Raw genomic sequence first — 17,155 nt, 5'->3', positions numbered from 1 at the left:
GTGGTTTTAATCGCGGATGAGAATATACTCACAAAAGGGTAATAAGTGATCTGCCACAGATCACATTAAAACCAGTAACTTAACATTCATTGATCTGGGTTAATTTTTTGTGGCGCGTTCAAAAGCGATAAGTTGTTTCCATGTCAATTTTTGGCATTTCACGGTTACATAATTTTCCCTTTTCCCCCTCTTGCTCTTCCTCTGGCGGCTGGATAATTTATCGCTCTCACAAATTGATTTGATGCGTTCTTCTTTTGCAGGTGTGCCATGAGTGATATTAACCCGTGCATGACGTGCGGAGCCTGTTGTGCGTATTTTCGAGTCTCTTTCTACTGGGCCGAAGCCAGCGATGGCGGCGGTACCGTTCCGGTTCATCTCACCGAGCCGTTAACCCCCTTTCTGCGCTGCATGAGCGGCACGAACCAAAAGCAGGCTCGCTGTGTGGCGCTACAGGGTGAGCCTGGGGTCTCTACCCGATGTTCCATCTATGAGGATCGCCCCAGCCCGTGCCGGGAATTTGCCATGTCGGGGGAAGATGGCCAGGTCAACGAAGCCTGCAATCGCGCACGCGCACGCGTGGGATTACCGCCGCTTTACAAAGATATGCTTTTCCATACAAGCCTTGATGCTGCCACAGCAGGTGCATCCGGTGTACAATTGCCGGCTAATTAACACCTGCAATACTCAAGGAGAGTGCATGTCTATCACGGCGAAGTCTGTCTACCGTGACACGGGAAACTTTTTCCGCAATCAGTTCATAACCTTTTTACTGATCGCGTTGCTTTGCGCCTTTATCACGGTGGTGCTGGGTCATGCGTTTTCACCGAGTGAAGAACAGATTGCCAGCCTGAGCCAGGGCGACCATCTTGCGGGTAGCGTGGGGTTGTTTGAGCTGGTGCAAAACATGACGCCAGAACAGCAGCAAATCCTGCTGCGCGCCTCTGCCGCGTCCACCTTCTCGGGCCTGATTGGTAATGCAGTTCTGGCGGGCGGCGTTTTGCTGATGATTCAGCTGGTATCGGCGGGTCACCGGGTCAGCGCCTTACGGGCGATTGGTGCCAGCGCGCCGGTCTTACCTAAGCTGTTTATCCTGATCTTTTTGACCACCCTGCTGGTGCAGATGGGGATAATGCTGGTCGTGGTGCCGGGCGTACTGCTGGCTATCGTGCTCTCGTTTGCGCCTGTGATGGTCGTGCAGGATAAGATGGGTATTTTTACCGCGATGCGCAGCAGCATCCGACTGGCATGGGCTAATATGCGTCTGGTGGCGCCTGCCGTGATCGGCTGGCTGCTCGCCAAAACGCTCCTGCTGTTGTTTGCGCCGAATTTTGCGGTATTAACGCCAAATGTTGGCGCGGTAGTGGCGAATACGCTGAGCAACCTGATTTCAGCGGTACTGCTGGTCTATCTGTTCCGCCTGTATATGTTAATTCGTCAGTAATCCAGAGGCGGGAGGCATCGCTGCCTCCCGCCCCGCTCAGAAGATGGAATCACAGAATGAAGCAGTTTCTTGATTTTTTACCGCTCGTGGTCTTTTTTGCTTTTTATAAGCTGTACGATATTTATGCCGCGACCACTGCGCTGATCGTTGCAACGGCAGTTGTTCTGATCTACAGCTGGGTTCGCTATCGTAAAGTCGAAAAAATGGCGCTGGTCACCTTCGTGCTGGTCGCCGTATTCGGCGGACTGACTCTGTTCTTCCATAACGATGAATTTATCAAGTGGAAAGTGACCGTGATTTACGCCCTGTTTGCGGGCGCATTATTAATCAGCCAGTGGGTGATGAAAAAACCGCTGATCCAACGCATGCTGGGCAAAGAGCTGACGCTGCCTCAGGAAGTCTGGTCCCGTCTGAATATCGCGTGGGCGGTCTTCTTTATTCTCTGCGGTCTCGCTAACATCTATATTGCTTTCTGGCTGCCGCAGAATATTTGGGTCAACTTTAAGGTCTTCGGCCTGACCGCGCTGACCCTTATCTTCACGCTGTTAAGCGGCGTATACATTTATCGCCACATGCCGCAGGACGACAAGCACTGATTAACGACTGACCAGAACGTCAGAGACAGGCGTTCTGGTCTATTCTCTCCGCTGTAAAATCATAGTAGCATCCCGCCTGAAGTCTTCCGTTACGAGTTAAAACAATGACAACAACTAACGCCCCGCAGGGCGAACTGGTTTTACGCACACTGGCAATGCCCGCTGACACCAATGCCAATGGCGATATTTTTGGCGGCTGGCTGATGTCGCAGATGGATATGGGCGGCGCAATTCTGGCAAAAGAGATCGCCCACGGGCGCGTGGTGACTGTGCGAGTGGACGGCATGACCTTCCTGCGCCCGGTTGCGGTAGGTGATGTGGTTTGCTGCTACGCGCGCTGCGTCAAACGCGGCAATACCTCTATTTCAATTAACATCGAAGTGTGGGTTAAGAAAGTCTCTTCTGAGCCGATTGGGCAGCGTTATAAGGCCACTGAGGCGCTGTTTATTTATGTCGCAGTGGACAGCGAGGGTAAACCTCGTCAACTTCCTCAGGCCTGATCGACAGGTAAAAAAAAGCCTCCTTTCGGAGGCTTTTTTTATTCCATCTGCGCCCCGCCGTTCAGGCGGAAAACGATATTCACAATCAATCCGCTGCCCGGCTTGCCTGGCTCATAACGCCATCTGCGCATTGCAGATTTCACTTCGCGCTCAAACATATTAGAAGGCTGAGCGGACAAGATTTCCACGTTATCCACTCGGCCATCCGCAGTCACGTCAAATTTCACCCTCACGCGGCCTTCAATACGCAAAGCCTGAGCTCGCGCCGGATACTGAGGCTGGTTGCGGCTTACGGCACGCGGGCCCGCTGGCGCACTAACCGTTGGCTTTGATGTCGTTGCCGTATTGTTCATCACCGGACGTGAAGGCGCTGCATTTTCAACCGGCTGGGTCGCACGCGGTTCAACCGGACGTTCCTCACGTTTCGGACGCTCCTCCACCTTCTTCACCGGCTTTGGCTTCGGCTTAGGTTTTGGCTTCGGTTCAGGCTTGTGGATCACCACCGGGGCTTCCTTCGGTGGCTCCGGAACGGGCTCGGGTTCTGGCTCAGGTTCAGCCACCGGCTGCGGTGGCGGAGGGGCAACCTGCGGCGGTTCGAGGTCCGCTGGCGAGACCATCGTTACCGAAATCGGCTGCGCGGGGGCGGGCATTTCAATAACCTGATGAACCGAGGTATACAGCAAACCCGCCACAACGGCACCGTGAATCACGACAGAAAGCAGCGTCGGCCAGGGAAAGCGGCGAGGTAAATCAAGGGTCATCGAAGTCATATTCATCAACGTTAAAAAACCGAACTATGATTTTAAATGCAAATAGCAATCATATTCAATAAGACACTATGCTCTGGCGCAACTTTAGCGCCTGAGAGGCCAAAAAAGACGCAGTCAGATCAGGGTATTAACATTGTTTTTATTTTACATTGCAGTCGTTTGCCCTTTCACATAACGTAACTGACACTTTTACCGGTTAAGGAGCTTCGCCGTGTTTTACGTAATTTACTCTGAAGATGTTGCTGATTCGCTCGAAAAACGCCAGTCTGTGCGCCCTGCGCATCTGGCACGTTTGCAGCTGCTCCAGGATGAAGGCCGATTACTGACCGCTGGCCCCATGCCCGCAGTAGACAGCAACGATCCGGGTGCTGCCGGTTTTGCCGGCTCCACGGTTATTGCTGAATTTGAATCCCAGGAAGCCGCTCAGGCCTGGGCTGACGCAGACCCGTACGTTGCAGCGGGTGTGTATGCAAAAGTGACGGTGAGACCGTATAAGAAAGTGTTTTAAATCAATCGTGTAAATGTAGGGCAGCAAACTAACGTTGCATTGCCCTACTACCTTTTTGAATGAAAAAAGATATAATCCATTCATCTCTTTTACTTAGAAAAGTTTGTTATGGATTATATCTTATTAGTATTATTATTGGCCGTTTGTTTTGCTAATGCTACATTTATCAGAATCAAATCGATTGCGGTGGTTATTGCATTACTGATATTTGCTTTCTGGTTTATATCAAATATGTTTACCGGAAATGGTGTAAATGATGCAGTTTATTATCATCTGAGAAGTAATGTTCACGGGACGTCTATTGATGATATATTGCCTAAAGTTTTTGCAGCCAGCATATTTATTTTGATTTCTATAGCGATAATATTTGCGTCATTCAAATTTCGAAAAAAATTGCCACGGCGCAATGCCACATTCTATAATGTTTTATTTATTTCATCCCTTTTATTTTTCGTTTTTCAATCTAATGCAACCCAAAATATATACAACTCGCTTCAGAACTTATCCTATGGGAATGGTGTAAAAGTGGCCAGGCAGTATAACAGCGTTGATTACGAAATGAATAAAAAGTACAACTATGTTTTTATTTATGCTGAGAGCCTTGAACGTTCACTGAGAAACATTGATGGCATCAATTATATACCACAAGTAAGTAAACTTGCAGATCAATATCTTGAATTCACTGACATACGTCAAATTCCGGGTATGGGGTGGACAATGGCAGGTATGGTCAATACCCAATGTGCTATTCCATTAGTCCTCCCTCAAGGTAATTCAGCGAATAATATGTCACATTTCTTGGGTGGGGCTGATTGCATTGCAACACATTTGAAAAAAAGTGGATACACTACGGAATTTATACGTGGGAGTGATAAAGAATTTGCTGGAGGGGATAAGTTCTTTTCTCAGCATGGCTGGATTTATCAACATGATAAACAATATTTGCTTAATCATCACGTAGTAAATCAAAATGACATTAGCGGATGGGGTGTTCATGATGATTCGCTCATTGACCATGTATATAATGAATTTGAAAAGTTATCGACCTCAAAAGATAATTTTCTCCTCTCATTCTTAACCGTCAATACTCATCCGCCAGCAGGTACCTATTTATCTGCTTGTGATGGACATATTAATGCTGCCATCACTAACCCTATGTTTAAATCAGCAAGTTGTTCTGATTATCTTATTGGTACATTTATTAAAAAAATCATCGACTCAGACCATTTTGACAATACAATCATTGTTCTTGTTTCAGATCATTTGATGATGGCTAACGCTGCTAGTAAAGAGCTTGACAGCATTCAGGACAAGCGTAGGAACAATTTTATTATTATAAAAAAAGGAATTAAACCCACTAAAATCGCCAAACCAGGAACATTGCTGGATGTCTGGCCGACTATACTTGATATCTCTTCGGCTGATAAACCTGATTTTGGATTTGGTCACAGTTTACTTCGGAATGAAAAAAGCCAGATTTTACAATCATGGGAAAAATCTAAAAACATTAGTGATTATCTAGGGTTTTCGTCTTCACTATGGAATTACCCTTCCCTAAATGATAAATTCTCATTTAAAGATGGCAAATTGACAATTGGCCAACAAGAATACAAATGGCCTCTCTTCGGAACCGCTGATAAGAATAAAAACATCAACAGCATTTATTTTGAAGCCTTTGCCTTAAACGCGCAAAGAATTACTGCCGAAGATAATATTCTTTTTTATATAAACAATTGTTCAGTAACATCGAAAAGTAAACAAGGCTTATGTGGTTATGAACTAACACATAATAGTACGACACAGTACCAAATAAATGAAAAAGGTATTTTCAATAGAAGAGAGCTTAACGCTGCATCTCCTTTATTTTCTGAGGAACTTATCGGCATTTCGTCTGGGCCACTTAATGTCCAGACAGGCATTAATGATAATATTCAAGAGCAAACCATGCCATATGGTGTTAATTTTTACAAACTGGAAGGAGAAAATAAAAAAATAAAATTCCTGGCCAATTTTAACACATGCAATAACGTTCCAGTTGATGTGAATGCAGTAAAAAACTTGATTGGTAAAGATAGTTCGACTCTCATCATTGCTTCAAATGAGTCTGTTTTTTGTATCCCTTATGAAACCAGACCATCAGTTAATGAATTATTGCGCGCGAATGCGGCTACTGACCTGGCCCCCAGACAGCAAATAATAGGAACTTATACTAAAAGCGATACTAAGTTCATTTTAGGGAACCCTGATATCCCATTAGATGTGTTTATAAACAAAACAAATTATAAACTCAACGAGTTATGTACCATTTTCAAAGACTGTAGCTAATTTTTATAATCTGTTGAAAGGCTCCTTCAGGAGCCTTTCAAACCATCAATGCAGCGACGCTAACCTCGCCGCAAATCCGACAAATAGCAGCCCTATCAGCCCGTTCCCCAGCTTTGCCAGTTTCTTTTTTGTTTTCAGATAACGTGTGACAAACGCGCCGGAGAAGATCAGGAAGCTCATGTACATAAAGCTTATCAACTCCAGCGTCGTCGCAAGGATCAGGAAAGAAGTGCCGGTACTCTTCGCATTCACGTCAATGAACTGAACGAAGAACGATACGTAGAACAGAATCGCTTTGGGGTTGGTCAGGCTTAACACCAGGGAACGTTTCATGATCATACTGGCAGGTTCGGGGCCGCTCTCATGCGCGTTTTTTTGACGGTTTACCACCGACCAGAGCATTTTGCCCCCCAGCCAGAGCAGATAGAAAGCCCCGAGATAGCGCACGATATTAAACAGTACCGGCGTGGTCTGGATTAATGCCGCGACGCCCGCCCAGGCGAGAAACATCAGCACCGCATCGCCAATAAATACGCCCGTAGCGGCGAGATACCCTTTTTTAACACCGTGACCGATCCCGGTTTTTAGCACGAACAGGGTATTCGGTCCTGGCACCAGAACGATAAAAAATGCGCCAACAACATACGTCCAGAAATTCAGTACGCCAAACTCCGCAAACACTTCTCCCTCCTTTTGCTAAACACAACAGGAACAACGCTGCAAATACGCTATCCCCAAAAAATCAGACGCTATAAAATCAGCGGGCACCAGTTACGGTGCCCTCATGGTTCTCAGATATCCTGGACTGCGAACAGCAACGCATTGCGGTGCCGCGTCAATCCACATTTTCTGATGGCGTGAATACGCATATTGCGGCGGGATTGTGCTTCCAGCCAACGAGCCTTGCGACGACTCACCTGTCGCAACATGCGCCAGCGCCCTACTTCTGTTCTACTGCGCTTCATGTCTACAACTCTTAAACTAACTGAGCCGCCATTATAAACCCAACCCGGCAGCAAACCAGCGCTTTTACCTGGCGTTTTTATTTGCCAGATGAATCCTGATGCGTACACTCATAACAATACGCTTTCAAAAGGATTTTTTTACCTATGACAACCTTCTACACCGTGGTGAGTTGGCTGGTCATTTTGGGATACTGGCTGTTAATCGCGGGTGTGACATTACGCATCCTGATGAAGCGCAGAGCCGTACCCTCTGCCATGGCCTGGCTTCTGATCATTTACATCCTCCCGCTGGTAGGAATTATTGCCTATCTCTCTTTTGGTGAGCTTCATCTTGGTAAACGCCGTGCCGAGCGCGCCCGTGCCATGTGGCCCTCCACCGCGAAGTGGCTGAACGATCTTAAAGCCTGCAAACATATTTTTGCCGAGGAGAACAGCAGCGTCGCCTCCTCACTGTTTAAGCTGTGCGAGCGCCGCCAGGGGATTGGCGGCGTTAAGGGCAATCAACTGCAGCTGCTGACCTCGTCTGACGACGTCATGCAGGCGTTAATCCGCGATATTCAGCTGGCTCGTCATAATATCGAGATGGTTTTTTATATCTGGCAGCCCGGCGGGATGGCTGACCAGGTCGCTGAGTCGCTGATGGCCGCCGCGCGGCGCGGCATTCATTGCCGCCTGATGCTTGACTCCGCGGGTAGCGTGGCATTTTTCCGCAGCCCCTGGGCAGGCATGATGCGTAATGCCGGGATCGAAGTGGTTGAAGCGCTGAAGGTCAATCTCCTTCGCGTGTTTCTGCGCCGGATGGATCTCCGCCAGCATCGCAAAATGATCATGATCGATAACTATATTGCCTACACCGGCAGCATGAACATGGTCGACCCGCGCTTCTTCAAACAGGACTCAGGAGTAGGTCAATGGGTTGATTTGATGGCGCGAATGGAGGGGCCGATTGCCACCTCGATGGGCATCGTTTATTCCTGCGACTGGGAGATTGAAACTGGCAAGCGTATCCTGCCGCCGCCGCCGGACGGCAATATTATGCCGTTTGAAGAGGCCAGCGGTCACACTATTCATACCATTGCTTCCGGGCCGGGCTTCCCGGAGGATTTGATTCATCAGGCGCTGCTGACGGCGACCTACTCGGCGCGTGAATATCTGATCATGACGACGCCCTACTTTGTCCCCAGCGACGACCTCCTGCACGCCATCTGTACAGCCGCGCAGCGCGGTGTCGATGTGAGCATCATTTTGCCGCGCAAAAATGACTCTCTCCTGGTGGGCTGGGCCAGCCGGGCATTCTTCAGCGAACTGCTGGCCGCCGGGGTGAAAATTTACCAGTTTGAAGGCGGATTGCTCCACACCAAGAGCGTGCTCGTCGACGGTGAGCTGAGCCTGGTGGGCACGGTCAACCTGGATATGCGCAGCCTGTGGCTCAACTTTGAAATCACGCTGGTCATTGATGATGCCGGCTTTGGCGGCGATCTCGCGGCGGTGCAGGATGATTATATCTCCCGCTCGCGTCTGCTGGATGCCAGACTGTGGGTAAAACGTCCGCTGTGGCAGAGAATTGCCGAACGACTGTTTTACTTCTTTAGTCCGTTGCTGTAAAACGTGCCCAACGATGTTAAACAGGTAGTCATCATGGAAATGGATCTGAACAATCGCCTGACCGAAGACGAAACGCTCGAGCAGGCCTATGACATTTTTCTCGAACTGGCGGTTGATAACCTCGATCCCGCAGACGTGATCCTTTTTAATCTGCAGTTCGAAGAGCGCGGCGGTGCCGAGCTGTTTGACCCTTCAGAAGACTGGGCTGAGCATGTGGATTTCGACCTGAACCCTGACTTTTTTGCCGAAGTGGTGATTGGGCTGGCAGATGAAGACGGTGGCGAAATTAACGATATTTTCGCTCGCGTCCTGCTGTGTCGAGAGAAAGACCATAAGCTGTGCCATATACTCTGGCGCGAATAATAAAAAAGGCTGCGATTGCAGCCTTTTTATTTACTCCGGCAATTTATTGCCACAGCGATGACAAAACCGCGCGTCGTGATCATGTTCACCCTGCTGGCAATGAGGACACTTGCGCTGCTGCTTGCGGCTCTGAAACGCGCTGCTCATGTGTGTGGTAATAAGTCCAGTCGGAATGGCAATCACCGAATAGCCAATCAAAATCAGCACTGACGCCACAATGCGGCCCAGCGGCGTGTGGGGCGTAATATCACCATAACCCACGGTCGTGACGGTCACAATCGCCCAGTAGACGGAGGCATTGAGCGTCGTAAAGCCATATTTGGGACCTTCTATTAAATACATCAGCGCGCCGAAAACAATCATGACGATGGCAATAAACGAGTAGAACAGAATGAGCTGATGCCGTGCGCTGACGATTGCACTCCAGAACACGCGCAATGAGGGCATAAAACGCAGTAATTTCAGAATACGTAATACGCGAATAACGCGCATCGCTCGCCAGGCAAAGACATAGCTCAGGCTGATTTCCGGCCACAACCACATGACGTAGAGCGGCAGAATGGTGGCTAAATCAATAAATCCCCAGAAGCTGAAAACATATCGGGCCGGGTTGGGCCAGGCTATTACCCGGAGGAGATATTCAGCGGTAAAAACCAGGGTAATCGCCAGCTCAAGCCAGACAAAGATGTGCCATTCGTCAAACGTCAGGTGATATTGCGTCCCGGCACCCGATTCAATAAAGATGACGACCACGCTGAGAAGCGCAAATAAACCGCAAAGACCTTCGAAGCGACGTCCGGATACCGTTTCAGGATCGAATAAAAAATGATAAAGCCGCCGACGGGCTGACGTTAATAAACGCGACACAGTTACCTCGCAAAAATAAGGGCTGACATCATGTCAGCCCTTGCGATTATAACGGGTCTACTTTCAGGCAGGAAACCGCATGTCGGAAACTGCCTTCCAGAACTGGACGCGTTTTCGCACATTCCGGACCGGCCATTGGGCAGCGCGTGCGGAAGACGCAGCCCGACGGCGGGTTAATCGGTGAGGGCAATTCACCTTCCAGCAGCTGGATGGTCTTATTCTTTTCCAGATCCGGATCGGGGATCGGTACCGCCGACATCAGCGCTTTGGTGTAAGGGTGCAGCGGATTGTGGTACACCTCGTCATAGGTACCCAGCTCCACGGCGTGACCCAGATACATCACCAGCACGCGGTCTGAAATGTGTTTCACTACGGCCAGGTCATGCGCGATGAAGATAAGCGACAGCCCCATTTCACGCTGCAGCTTCTGCAGCAGGTTAACCACCTGTGCCTGAATGGACACGTCCAGCGCGGAAACCGGCTCGTCGCAGATAATCAGCTTCGGTTCGAGGATCAGCGCACGGGCGATACCAATACGCTGGCACTGGCCGCCGGAGAATTCGTGCGGGTAGCGGTTGATGAGGTTAGGCAACAGGCCGACTTTCATCATCATCGCCTTAACGCGATCGCGCACTTCCTGACGAGACATCTTCGGATGATAGGTCCGCAGCGGCTCGGCAATAATCTCACCGATGGTCATACGCGGGTTAAGGGATGCCAGCGGATCCTGGAAAATCATCTGGATATCGCTGCGCACCTCGCGCCACTCGTCGGGTTTCATGCCCAGCAGATCTTTACCCAGCCAGGCCACTTTGCCGTCGGTCGCTTTTACCAGACCGATAATGGCGCGCGCAAAGGTCGATTTACCGCAGCCGGACTCTCCGACCACGCCCAGGGTTTCCCCTTCGTACAGGCGCAGCGTAACGCCATCCACCGCTTTCAGGGTCTTCGACGGCTGCCAGAACCACTGTTTTCCGTCTTTAATGTCGAAATGCACCTTAAGGTCAGCAATTTCGAGCAGCACGTTGCGTTTTTCATCTAATGCGTTCATACCAGTTCCTCCTGCGGCTTAAAGCAGGCGCGCAGACGGCCTGGTGCAAACTCTTCCAGCGGCGGAGCGCTGTTGCAGATTTCCATCGCGTGCGGGCAGCGCGGCTGGAACGGACAGCCTTTCGGCAGGCGCAGCAGGTTTGGCGGGTTGCCAGGAATGGTGAGCAGGGATTCCCCTTCCGCATCAAGACGCGGCACCGCGTTCAGCAGGCCAATGGAGTACGGGTGAGCTGGCTGATAGAAGACATCGCGCGCTTTGCCATATTCCATCGTTCGCCCGGCGTACATTACCAGCACTTTGTCACAGATGCCCGCCACCACGCCCAGGTCGTGGGTAATCATGATAATCGCCGTGTTGAACTCACGCTTCAGCTCGTTCAACAGGGTCATGATTTGCGCCTGAACGGTAACGTCCAGCGCGGTAGTAGGTTCGTCGGCAATCAGCAGCTTAGGCCGGCAGAGCAGCGCCATCGCAATCATCACGCGCTGACGCATACCGCCAGAGAACTCGTGCGGGAACATGCGCATGCGCTTGCGTGCCTCCGGCATTTTCACCGCATCGAGCATTTTGACCGACTCTTCAAAGGCTTCGGCTTTGCCCAGACCTTTGTGCAGCATCAGGACTTCCATCAGCTGCTCACCAACGCGCATGTACGGGTTCAGCGAAGTCATCGGATCCTGGAAAATCATGGAGATCTGTTCGGCGCGCAGCTTGTTCAGCTCGTGCTCCGGCAGGTTAAGGATTTCACGCCCGTTGAATTTCGCGGAGCCCCCAATCACGCCGTTAGCAGCCAGCAGGCCCATTAACGCAAAGGCGGTCTGAGATTTCCCGGAACCGGATTCACCGACGATGCCGAGCGTTTCACCCGCGCGCAGGTTGAAGTTGAGATCGTTCACGGCGGTGACATCCCCGTCCGGAGTCTTAAAGGTGACGCGAAGATCTTTTACGTCCAGCAGAAGGTCGCTCCGCTGCTGCGCCTGTGGCGCGGTTGCCGTTTCAATAATTGTCATGACGGCGCTCCTTAACGGTCTTTCGGGTCGAGGGCATCACGCAGGCCATCGCCGATAAAGTTAAAACAAAACAGGGTAACGACCAGGAAACCCGCCGGATAAAGCAGCAGCCACGGAGACACTTCCATTGAGTTTGCGCCATCGCTCAGCAGCGCGCCCCAGCTGCTCAGCGGCTCTTGTGTACCGAGACCCAGGAAGCTCAGGAAAGATTCAAACAGGATCATGCTTGGCACCAGCAGCGAGGCATAGACCACCACCACGCCCAGCACGTTAGGAACGATATGGCGAACCACGATATTGCCGGTAGAGACACCGCCTACCTGCGCCGCTTCGATAAACTCTTTGCGTTTGAGGCTCAGCGTCTGGCCGCGGACGATACGCGCCATATCCAGCCATGACACCATCCCGATGGCCACGAAGATCAGCAGGATATTCTGACCAAAGAAGGTCACCAGCAGGATGACGAAGAACATAAACGGGAAGGAGTTCAGGATTTCAAGCAGACGCATCATCACCGAGTCCACTTTGCCGCCAAGGTAGCCGGACAGAGAGCCGTAGAGCGTCCCCACGATCACCGCCACCAGAGCGGCAGCAATACCGACCATAAGAGAGATACGACCACCAATAGCGACACGCACCAGCAGATCGCGTCCGGATGAATCCGTGCCAAAATAGTGGCCTGATTCCAGATCCGGCGCGCTGGACATCATGCCCCAGTCGGTGTCGAAATAGGTAAATTGCGACAGCATCGGCGCCAGGGTCACAAACAGCGCGATGATCACCAGAACCACCAGACTCGCAACCGCCGCGCGGTTGTGCATAAAGCGACGGCGCGCGTCCTGCCAGAGGCTACGACCTTCCACTTCTAGTTTTTCACTGAAGTTTTCCAGCGCCTCGCTGTTTTTCTTACTCAACATCATGGCGTGCTCCAGTTAGTAACGGATTTTCGGGTCGATGACGGCGTACAGGACATCAACGATAGCGTTAAAGAGAATGGTCAGCGCACCGACGAGAATAGTCAGGCTCAGTACCAGCGAATAGTCGCGGTTAAGCGCGCCGTTAACAAACAGCTGGCCGATGCCCGGCAGGCCGTAAATTGTTTCGATAACCATCGAGCCGGTAATGATCCCGACGAATGCCGGTCCCATGTAGGAGAGCACGGGCAACAGTGCCGGCTTAAGCGCGTGGCGGAAGATAATCCGACGCATCGGCAGCCCTTTAGCACGCGCGGTACGAATGAAGTTCGAGTGCAGCACTTCGATCATTGAACCACGGGTGATACGCGCGATACTGGCGATGTACGCCAGAGATAATGCCACCATCGGCAATATCATGAACTTCAATGCCCCGCCGTTCCAGCCGCCGCCAGGCAGCCACTTCAGCGTAATGGCAAATATCATCACCAGTAATGGCGCAACAACGAAGCTGGGTATGACTACCCCGGTCATCGCCACCCCCATTACGGCATAATCCCATTTGGTATTTTGTCTGAGCGCGGCGATAACGCCTGCGGTGACCCCGAAAACGATCGCCAGAATGAATGCCGCAGCACCCAATTTCGCTGAAACCGGGAAGCTGGAGGCCACCAGGTCGTTAACGGAATAGTCTTTATATTTAAATGACGGTCCAAAATCACCGTGGGCCAGTTGCTTCAGGTAATTGAAGTACTGGGTAGAGATAGGATCGTTTAAGTGGTATTTCGCTTCGATATTCGCCATGACTTCTGGCGGCAGCGTACGCTCACCGGTAAATGGACTTCCCGGCGCGAGGCGCATCATGAAGAAGGAAATCGTGATAAGAATAAATAGCGTTGGAATCGCTTCAAGACAGCGACGTAGGATAAATTTCAACATTGCCCGTACCTTCTGGCGTGTGCCTATATAGTGTGACGTTGGTTAGACACCGTGGGGCGAGCGAACCCGCCCCACTCATTGCCATTAATGCTTGATAATATACAAGTTTTTAACGTAGATATTATCCATCGGGTCTTTACCGGTATACCCACCTACCCACGGTTTCACCAGACGGGCGTTAACATAGTAGTAAACCGGAACGATCGCGGAATCTTTATCCAGCTGCTGCTCGGCTTTAGAGTACAGTTCAGTACGCTGTGCTTCGTCAGTGGTTTTCAGCGTATCGCCAATCAGCTTGTCGAATGCCGGGCTCTTATAGTGCGCGGTATTGTTTGAGCTGTCACTCAGCATGGTGTTCAGGAAGGAGGTCGGTTCGTTATAGTCCGCACACCAGCCAGCACGCGCCACGTCAAAGGTGCCCTGATGACGGCTGTCGAGGAAGGTCTTCCACTCCTGGTTCTCCAGCTTCACGTTCGCGCCCAGGTTCTTTTTCCAGATCGAGGCGACGGCGATAGCCAGTTTTTTGTGCAGATCGGAGGTGTTGTACAACAGGCTGAAGGTCAGCGGCTTATCTGCGGTGTAGCCCGCTTCGGCCAGCAGTTTCTTCGCTTCTGCGTTACGCTGTTCCTGAGTCTGTTTGAACCAGTCTGGCTCGGTCAGTTTTGCGCCATCGGTGTATGGAGGGGTATAGCTGTACGCAGGCAGATCGCCCTGGTTTTTCACTTTGTTGACGATGATATCGCGATCCAGTGCCAGCTTCAGCGCGGTACGAACACGTACGTCGGTAAACGGTGCTTTCTGGTTGTTGATTTCATAGTAATAGGTGCACAGGTACGGATCGACGTGAACTTCTTTAGGGATCTCTTTCTTCAGTTTCTGGAACAGTTCAATCGGCATGTTGTTATAGGTCATGTCGATTTCACCGCTGCGGTAGCGGTTAACGTCAGTCACTTCGGACGAAATTGGCAGGTAGGTCACCTGATTAATAACGGTTTTAGCGTTGTCCCAGTATTGCGGGTTACGCTCAAGCACCATACGCTCGTTGACCACCCAGTCTTTCAGCTTATAGGCACCGTTGGTCACGATATTGGCAGGCTGGGTCCATTTCTCACCAAATTTTTCCACGGCAGATTTTGGTACCGGGGAGACGGACGGGTGAACCAGCAGCTTATAGAAGTACGGAACAGGTTCGCTCAACGTCACTTCGAAGGTATTGGCATCGATCGCTTTTACGCCCAGATCGGTGATCGGTTTTTTGCCCGCGATGATGTCATCAATATTGGCGATGTGGCCATATTGCAGGTAGCTCGCATATGGAGAGGCGGTTGTAGGATTCGCCAGACGCTGCCAGCTATAAACGAAATCTTCAGCCGTGACCGGCGTACCGTCGGACCATTTCGCATCCTTACGCAGATGGAAGGTCCAGACTTTGAAATCTTTGTTTTCCCATTTTTCTGCGACACCCGGTGCCGGGTGGCCGTCTACGTCTGTCACCAGCAGGCCTTCGAACAGGTCGCGGTTAACGTTAGACTCAGGAACACCTTCAATTTTGTGCGGATCAAGAGACTGAACTTCCGCACCGTTGTTACGCACCAGCGTCTGTTTCTCAGCCAGTTGAACACCTGCAGGAACGTCCGCAGCCATTGCAGCGTTGCCCGCGATTAGCGCAGTTAAAATCCCCGCCGCTACCAGATTTTTTTTTGTGATGATGGACATTGTGTTGGTACTCCACTCATTATAATGACTGGCCTTCGCCAGCTGTGTAATCCCCTGTTGGGGCCTGTACAGCGCAGGAGTTTTTTTTGCTGCTGTCAGGTTCTTCTTTTACTGCTTGCTATCACCGACTTTTTTATTACTGACCGCTCGTATGGCCGTCTTGCGTCGATTCTTTACAGGCCTCCCCTGTTTGAGGCCTGGGCTGGATATCTGAGATGAGAACCATATGAAAATAATTCTCATCTGCTTGTTTTATGCTGCAAAATATTAGGCCGGAAAGTATCAAATGGCGTAAACGTGCGCCAATACATTTTGCAAATTTGTTAAGCAATTCTCTTTTACGGTGAGTGCCGTATCGTTGAGGGCAGCCTTGCCGGACATCAAACATCACTAAAAAAACATGACATTCAATAGGATAGAGAAAATTTTCTCTACAAGCGCGTCGCTGCGCTATCATCGAGTGATTTTGTACAAAAATTTAACAACTGGTTATTATTTAGCACATTCATCTAGGGGAATGTTGAAATTACTAATATCATTTCGGTTATCTCTCAGCAAGCCCCAGAGTATCATGTGAGTAAAATAACAGAGCGATCGAAGATTTTCTGTGCAGGCGGGTTTTAGGGGGATTAATAACTTATTGAAATACAAGTAATGAACATTATTAGTAGAATTTATTATGATATGTGAGCATTTCAACTTTAGTTATAGGATTTACTGATAATGACGTAAAAAAACGGAGCCGTTGCTCCGTTCTTTCATACGAAATATCAGTGCAGCAAACCGGGGAAAATGCTTTTAATTCCCGTCACGATAAATTCAATCCCTAACGCCATCAACAGCAGGCCCATGATACGCGTTATGACGTTAATTCCCGTCTGCCCCAACAGGCGTACAAGCCAGGGCGCCATGCGGAACACTCCCCAACAGCAGAGCGCAAAAATAGCAATTGCGACGGAAAAACCGATGAGGTGCATCAGGCTATGGTATCGCGTCCCCCAGACAATGGTTGAACTGATGGCACCAGGACCGGCCATCAGCGGTAAGGCCAGTGGCACCACGCCAATACTTTCGCGGATGGCGGTTTCTGACTTCTCCTGCTTGTTCTGTTTATCCTCGCCGAGCTTACCGCTGATCATGGACATAGCGATGGTCACGACCAGGATCCCACCAGCAATGCGGAAAGAATCAATTGAAATCCCGAACAGCTGAAGAATCGTGTCTCCGAGAAAAAGGGAGGTCAACAATATGATAGCGACCGACAGGTTAGCGGTAAGGTTGGTCTTGTTCCTGGCCGCCGCCGTCTGGTAACTCGTCATACTAATGAAGACTGGAATGATCCCCACCGGGTTGACTAGGGCAAACAAACCAATAAAAAATTTAAAATACGTTGGAAAATCAAAGAGCGTTTGGATCACGTTTTGCTCCGCTTATACACATGCCCGGGACTGACAATTTGTCGTGAGAAATCGCGCTGAAGATACCCTTTTTATCAGCATACTTCACTTGAAATCTGTACCAAAACGTTATCATTTCAGGATGTTAAACAGATGTATAATCAATGATAGTGCCGCTTCCAATACTT

19 protein-coding genes are annotated in these 17,155 nt (G+C 50.2%); 8 read left to right on the top strand and 11 right to left on the bottom strand.

Going from position 1 to position 17,155, the window contains the following annotated elements; genetic code table 11:
- Positions 1-99: 99 nt before the first annotated feature.
- Positions 100-375 carry a hypothetical protein gene (locus UR504_RS12190; protein WP_320739762.1) on the bottom strand — a complete coding sequence of 92 codons (276 nt, stop codon included), beginning with the start codon at positions 373-375 and terminating at the stop codon, positions 100-102.
- Between UR504_RS12190 and UR504_RS12185 the strand changes: the two genes are divergently transcribed.
- The 4 genes from UR504_RS12185 to yciA all read left to right on the top strand — a co-directional run bounded on the left by UR504_RS12185 (position 268) and on the right by yciA (position 2,537).
- Complete coding sequence (locus tag UR504_RS12185) at positions 268-672, top strand: YkgJ family cysteine cluster protein (protein WP_021240310.1); 405 nt, start codon at positions 268-270, stop codon at positions 670-672. The genes UR504_RS12190 and UR504_RS12185 overlap by 108 nt on opposite strands.
- A gap of 25 nt (positions 673-697) precedes the next feature.
- The gene (locus tag UR504_RS12180; protein WP_033145752.1) at positions 698-1,441 is read left to right on the top strand and encodes a YciC family protein; all 744 of its coding nucleotides are present in this window, start codon (positions 698-700) and stop codon (positions 1,439-1,441) included.
- A 56-nt stretch (positions 1,442-1,497) separates the two neighbouring features.
- A complete protein-coding gene (locus UR504_RS12175; RefSeq protein WP_025756566.1) occupies positions 1,498-2,037 on the top strand; it encodes a septation protein A in 540 nt (179 codons plus the stop codon).
- A 104-nt stretch (positions 2,038-2,141) separates the two neighbouring features.
- Positions 2,142-2,537 carry an acyl-CoA thioester hydrolase YciA gene (gene yciA, locus UR504_RS12170; protein WP_008502796.1) on the top strand — a complete coding sequence of 132 codons (396 nt, stop codon included), beginning with the start codon at positions 2,142-2,144 and terminating at the stop codon, positions 2,535-2,537.
- A 38-nt stretch (positions 2,538-2,575) separates the two neighbouring features.
- Here the strand turns inward: yciA and tonB are convergent, their stop codons facing one another.
- The gene (gene tonB / locus UR504_RS12165; RefSeq protein ID WP_115875451.1) at positions 2,576-3,298 is read right to left on the bottom strand and encodes a TonB system transport protein TonB; all 723 of its coding nucleotides are present in this window, start codon (positions 3,296-3,298) and stop codon (positions 2,576-2,578) included.
- Between the two features lie 220 nt (positions 3,299-3,518).
- Between tonB and UR504_RS12160 the strand changes: the two genes are divergently transcribed.
- Complete coding sequence (locus UR504_RS12160; protein WP_023327637.1) at positions 3,519-3,815, top strand: YciI family protein; 297 nt, start codon at positions 3,519-3,521, stop codon at positions 3,813-3,815.
- Positions 3,816-3,923: 108 nt separating this feature from the next.
- On the top strand, positions 3,924-6,140 hold the full coding sequence (locus UR504_RS12155) for a phosphoglycerol transferase I (protein WP_302235348.1): 2,217 nt from the start codon (positions 3,924-3,926) through the stop codon (positions 6,138-6,140).
- A gap of 45 nt (positions 6,141-6,185) precedes the next feature.
- Here UR504_RS12155 and leuE read toward each other — a convergent pair whose 3' ends face one another.
- Positions 6,186-6,821, bottom strand: coding sequence for a leucine efflux protein LeuE (gene leuE, locus UR504_RS12150; protein ID WP_045404924.1), 636 nt, complete (start codon positions 6,819-6,821; stop codon positions 6,186-6,188).
- Between the two features lie 110 nt (positions 6,822-6,931).
- Positions 6,932-7,105 (bottom strand): YciY family protein, encoded by a 174-nt coding sequence (locus tag UR504_RS12145; protein WP_086379783.1) that lies wholly within the window; start codon positions 7,103-7,105, stop codon positions 6,932-6,934.
- A gap of 144 nt (positions 7,106-7,249) precedes the next feature.
- Here UR504_RS12145 and cls point away from each other — a divergent pair, with 144 nt between their 5' ends.
- Positions 7,250-8,710, top strand: a complete 1,461-nt coding sequence (cls, locus tag UR504_RS12140) for a cardiolipin synthase (RefSeq protein WP_008502791.1) — start codon at positions 7,250-7,252, stop codon at positions 8,708-8,710.
- Between the two features lie 33 nt (positions 8,711-8,743).
- Positions 8,744-9,073 carry an HI1450 family dsDNA-mimic protein gene (locus UR504_RS12135; RefSeq protein ID WP_006810881.1) on the top strand — a complete coding sequence of 110 codons (330 nt, stop codon included), beginning with the start codon at positions 8,744-8,746 and terminating at the stop codon, positions 9,071-9,073.
- A 30-nt stretch (positions 9,074-9,103) separates the two neighbouring features.
- Here UR504_RS12135 and UR504_RS12130 read toward each other — a convergent pair whose 3' ends face one another.
- The 7 genes from UR504_RS12130 to UR504_RS12100 all read right to left on the bottom strand — a co-directional run bounded on the left by UR504_RS12130 (position 9,104) and on the right by UR504_RS12100 (position 16,988).
- Positions 9,104-9,940, bottom strand: a complete 837-nt coding sequence (locus tag UR504_RS12130; protein WP_111965962.1) for an ion transporter — start codon at positions 9,938-9,940, stop codon at positions 9,104-9,106.
- 46 nt (positions 9,941-9,986) lie between these two features.
- Complete coding sequence (gene oppF, locus UR504_RS12125; protein ID WP_045404928.1) at positions 9,987-10,991, bottom strand: murein tripeptide/oligopeptide ABC transporter ATP-binding protein OppF; 1,005 nt, start codon at positions 10,989-10,991, stop codon at positions 9,987-9,989.
- Positions 10,988-12,001, bottom strand: coding sequence for an ABC transporter ATP-binding protein (locus UR504_RS12120; RefSeq protein ID WP_045404931.1), 1,014 nt, complete (start codon positions 11,999-12,001; stop codon positions 10,988-10,990). Before UR504_RS12120 ends, oppF begins: the two co-directional genes overlap by 4 nt.
- Before the next feature lie 11 nt (positions 12,002-12,012).
- On the bottom strand, positions 12,013-12,921 hold the full coding sequence (oppC, locus tag UR504_RS12115; protein ID WP_302235323.1) for an oligopeptide ABC transporter permease OppC: 909 nt from the start codon (positions 12,919-12,921) through the stop codon (positions 12,013-12,015).
- A gap of 12 nt (positions 12,922-12,933) precedes the next feature.
- Positions 12,934-13,854, bottom strand: a complete 921-nt coding sequence (gene oppB, locus UR504_RS12110) for an oligopeptide ABC transporter permease OppB (protein WP_008502786.1) — start codon at positions 13,852-13,854, stop codon at positions 12,934-12,936.
- A gap of 84 nt (positions 13,855-13,938) precedes the next feature.
- Positions 13,939-15,570, bottom strand: a complete 1,632-nt coding sequence (gene oppA, locus UR504_RS12105) for an oligopeptide ABC transporter substrate-binding protein OppA (RefSeq protein ID WP_271368167.1) — start codon at positions 15,568-15,570, stop codon at positions 13,939-13,941.
- 770 nt (positions 15,571-16,340) lie between these two features.
- Positions 16,341-16,988 (bottom strand): YchE family NAAT transporter, encoded by a 648-nt coding sequence (locus tag UR504_RS12100; protein WP_008502784.1) that lies wholly within the window; start codon positions 16,986-16,988, stop codon positions 16,341-16,343.
- Positions 16,989-17,155: the final 167 nt, after the last annotated feature.

Source organism: Enterobacter sp. 241F3 (assembly GCF_034106785.1).
Lineage (GTDB): Bacteria > Pseudomonadota > Gammaproteobacteria > Enterobacterales > Enterobacteriaceae > Enterobacter > Enterobacter vonholyi.
Note: the sequence above shows the minus strand (reverse complement) of the source record. Positions and strands in the feature narration are given on the sequence as shown.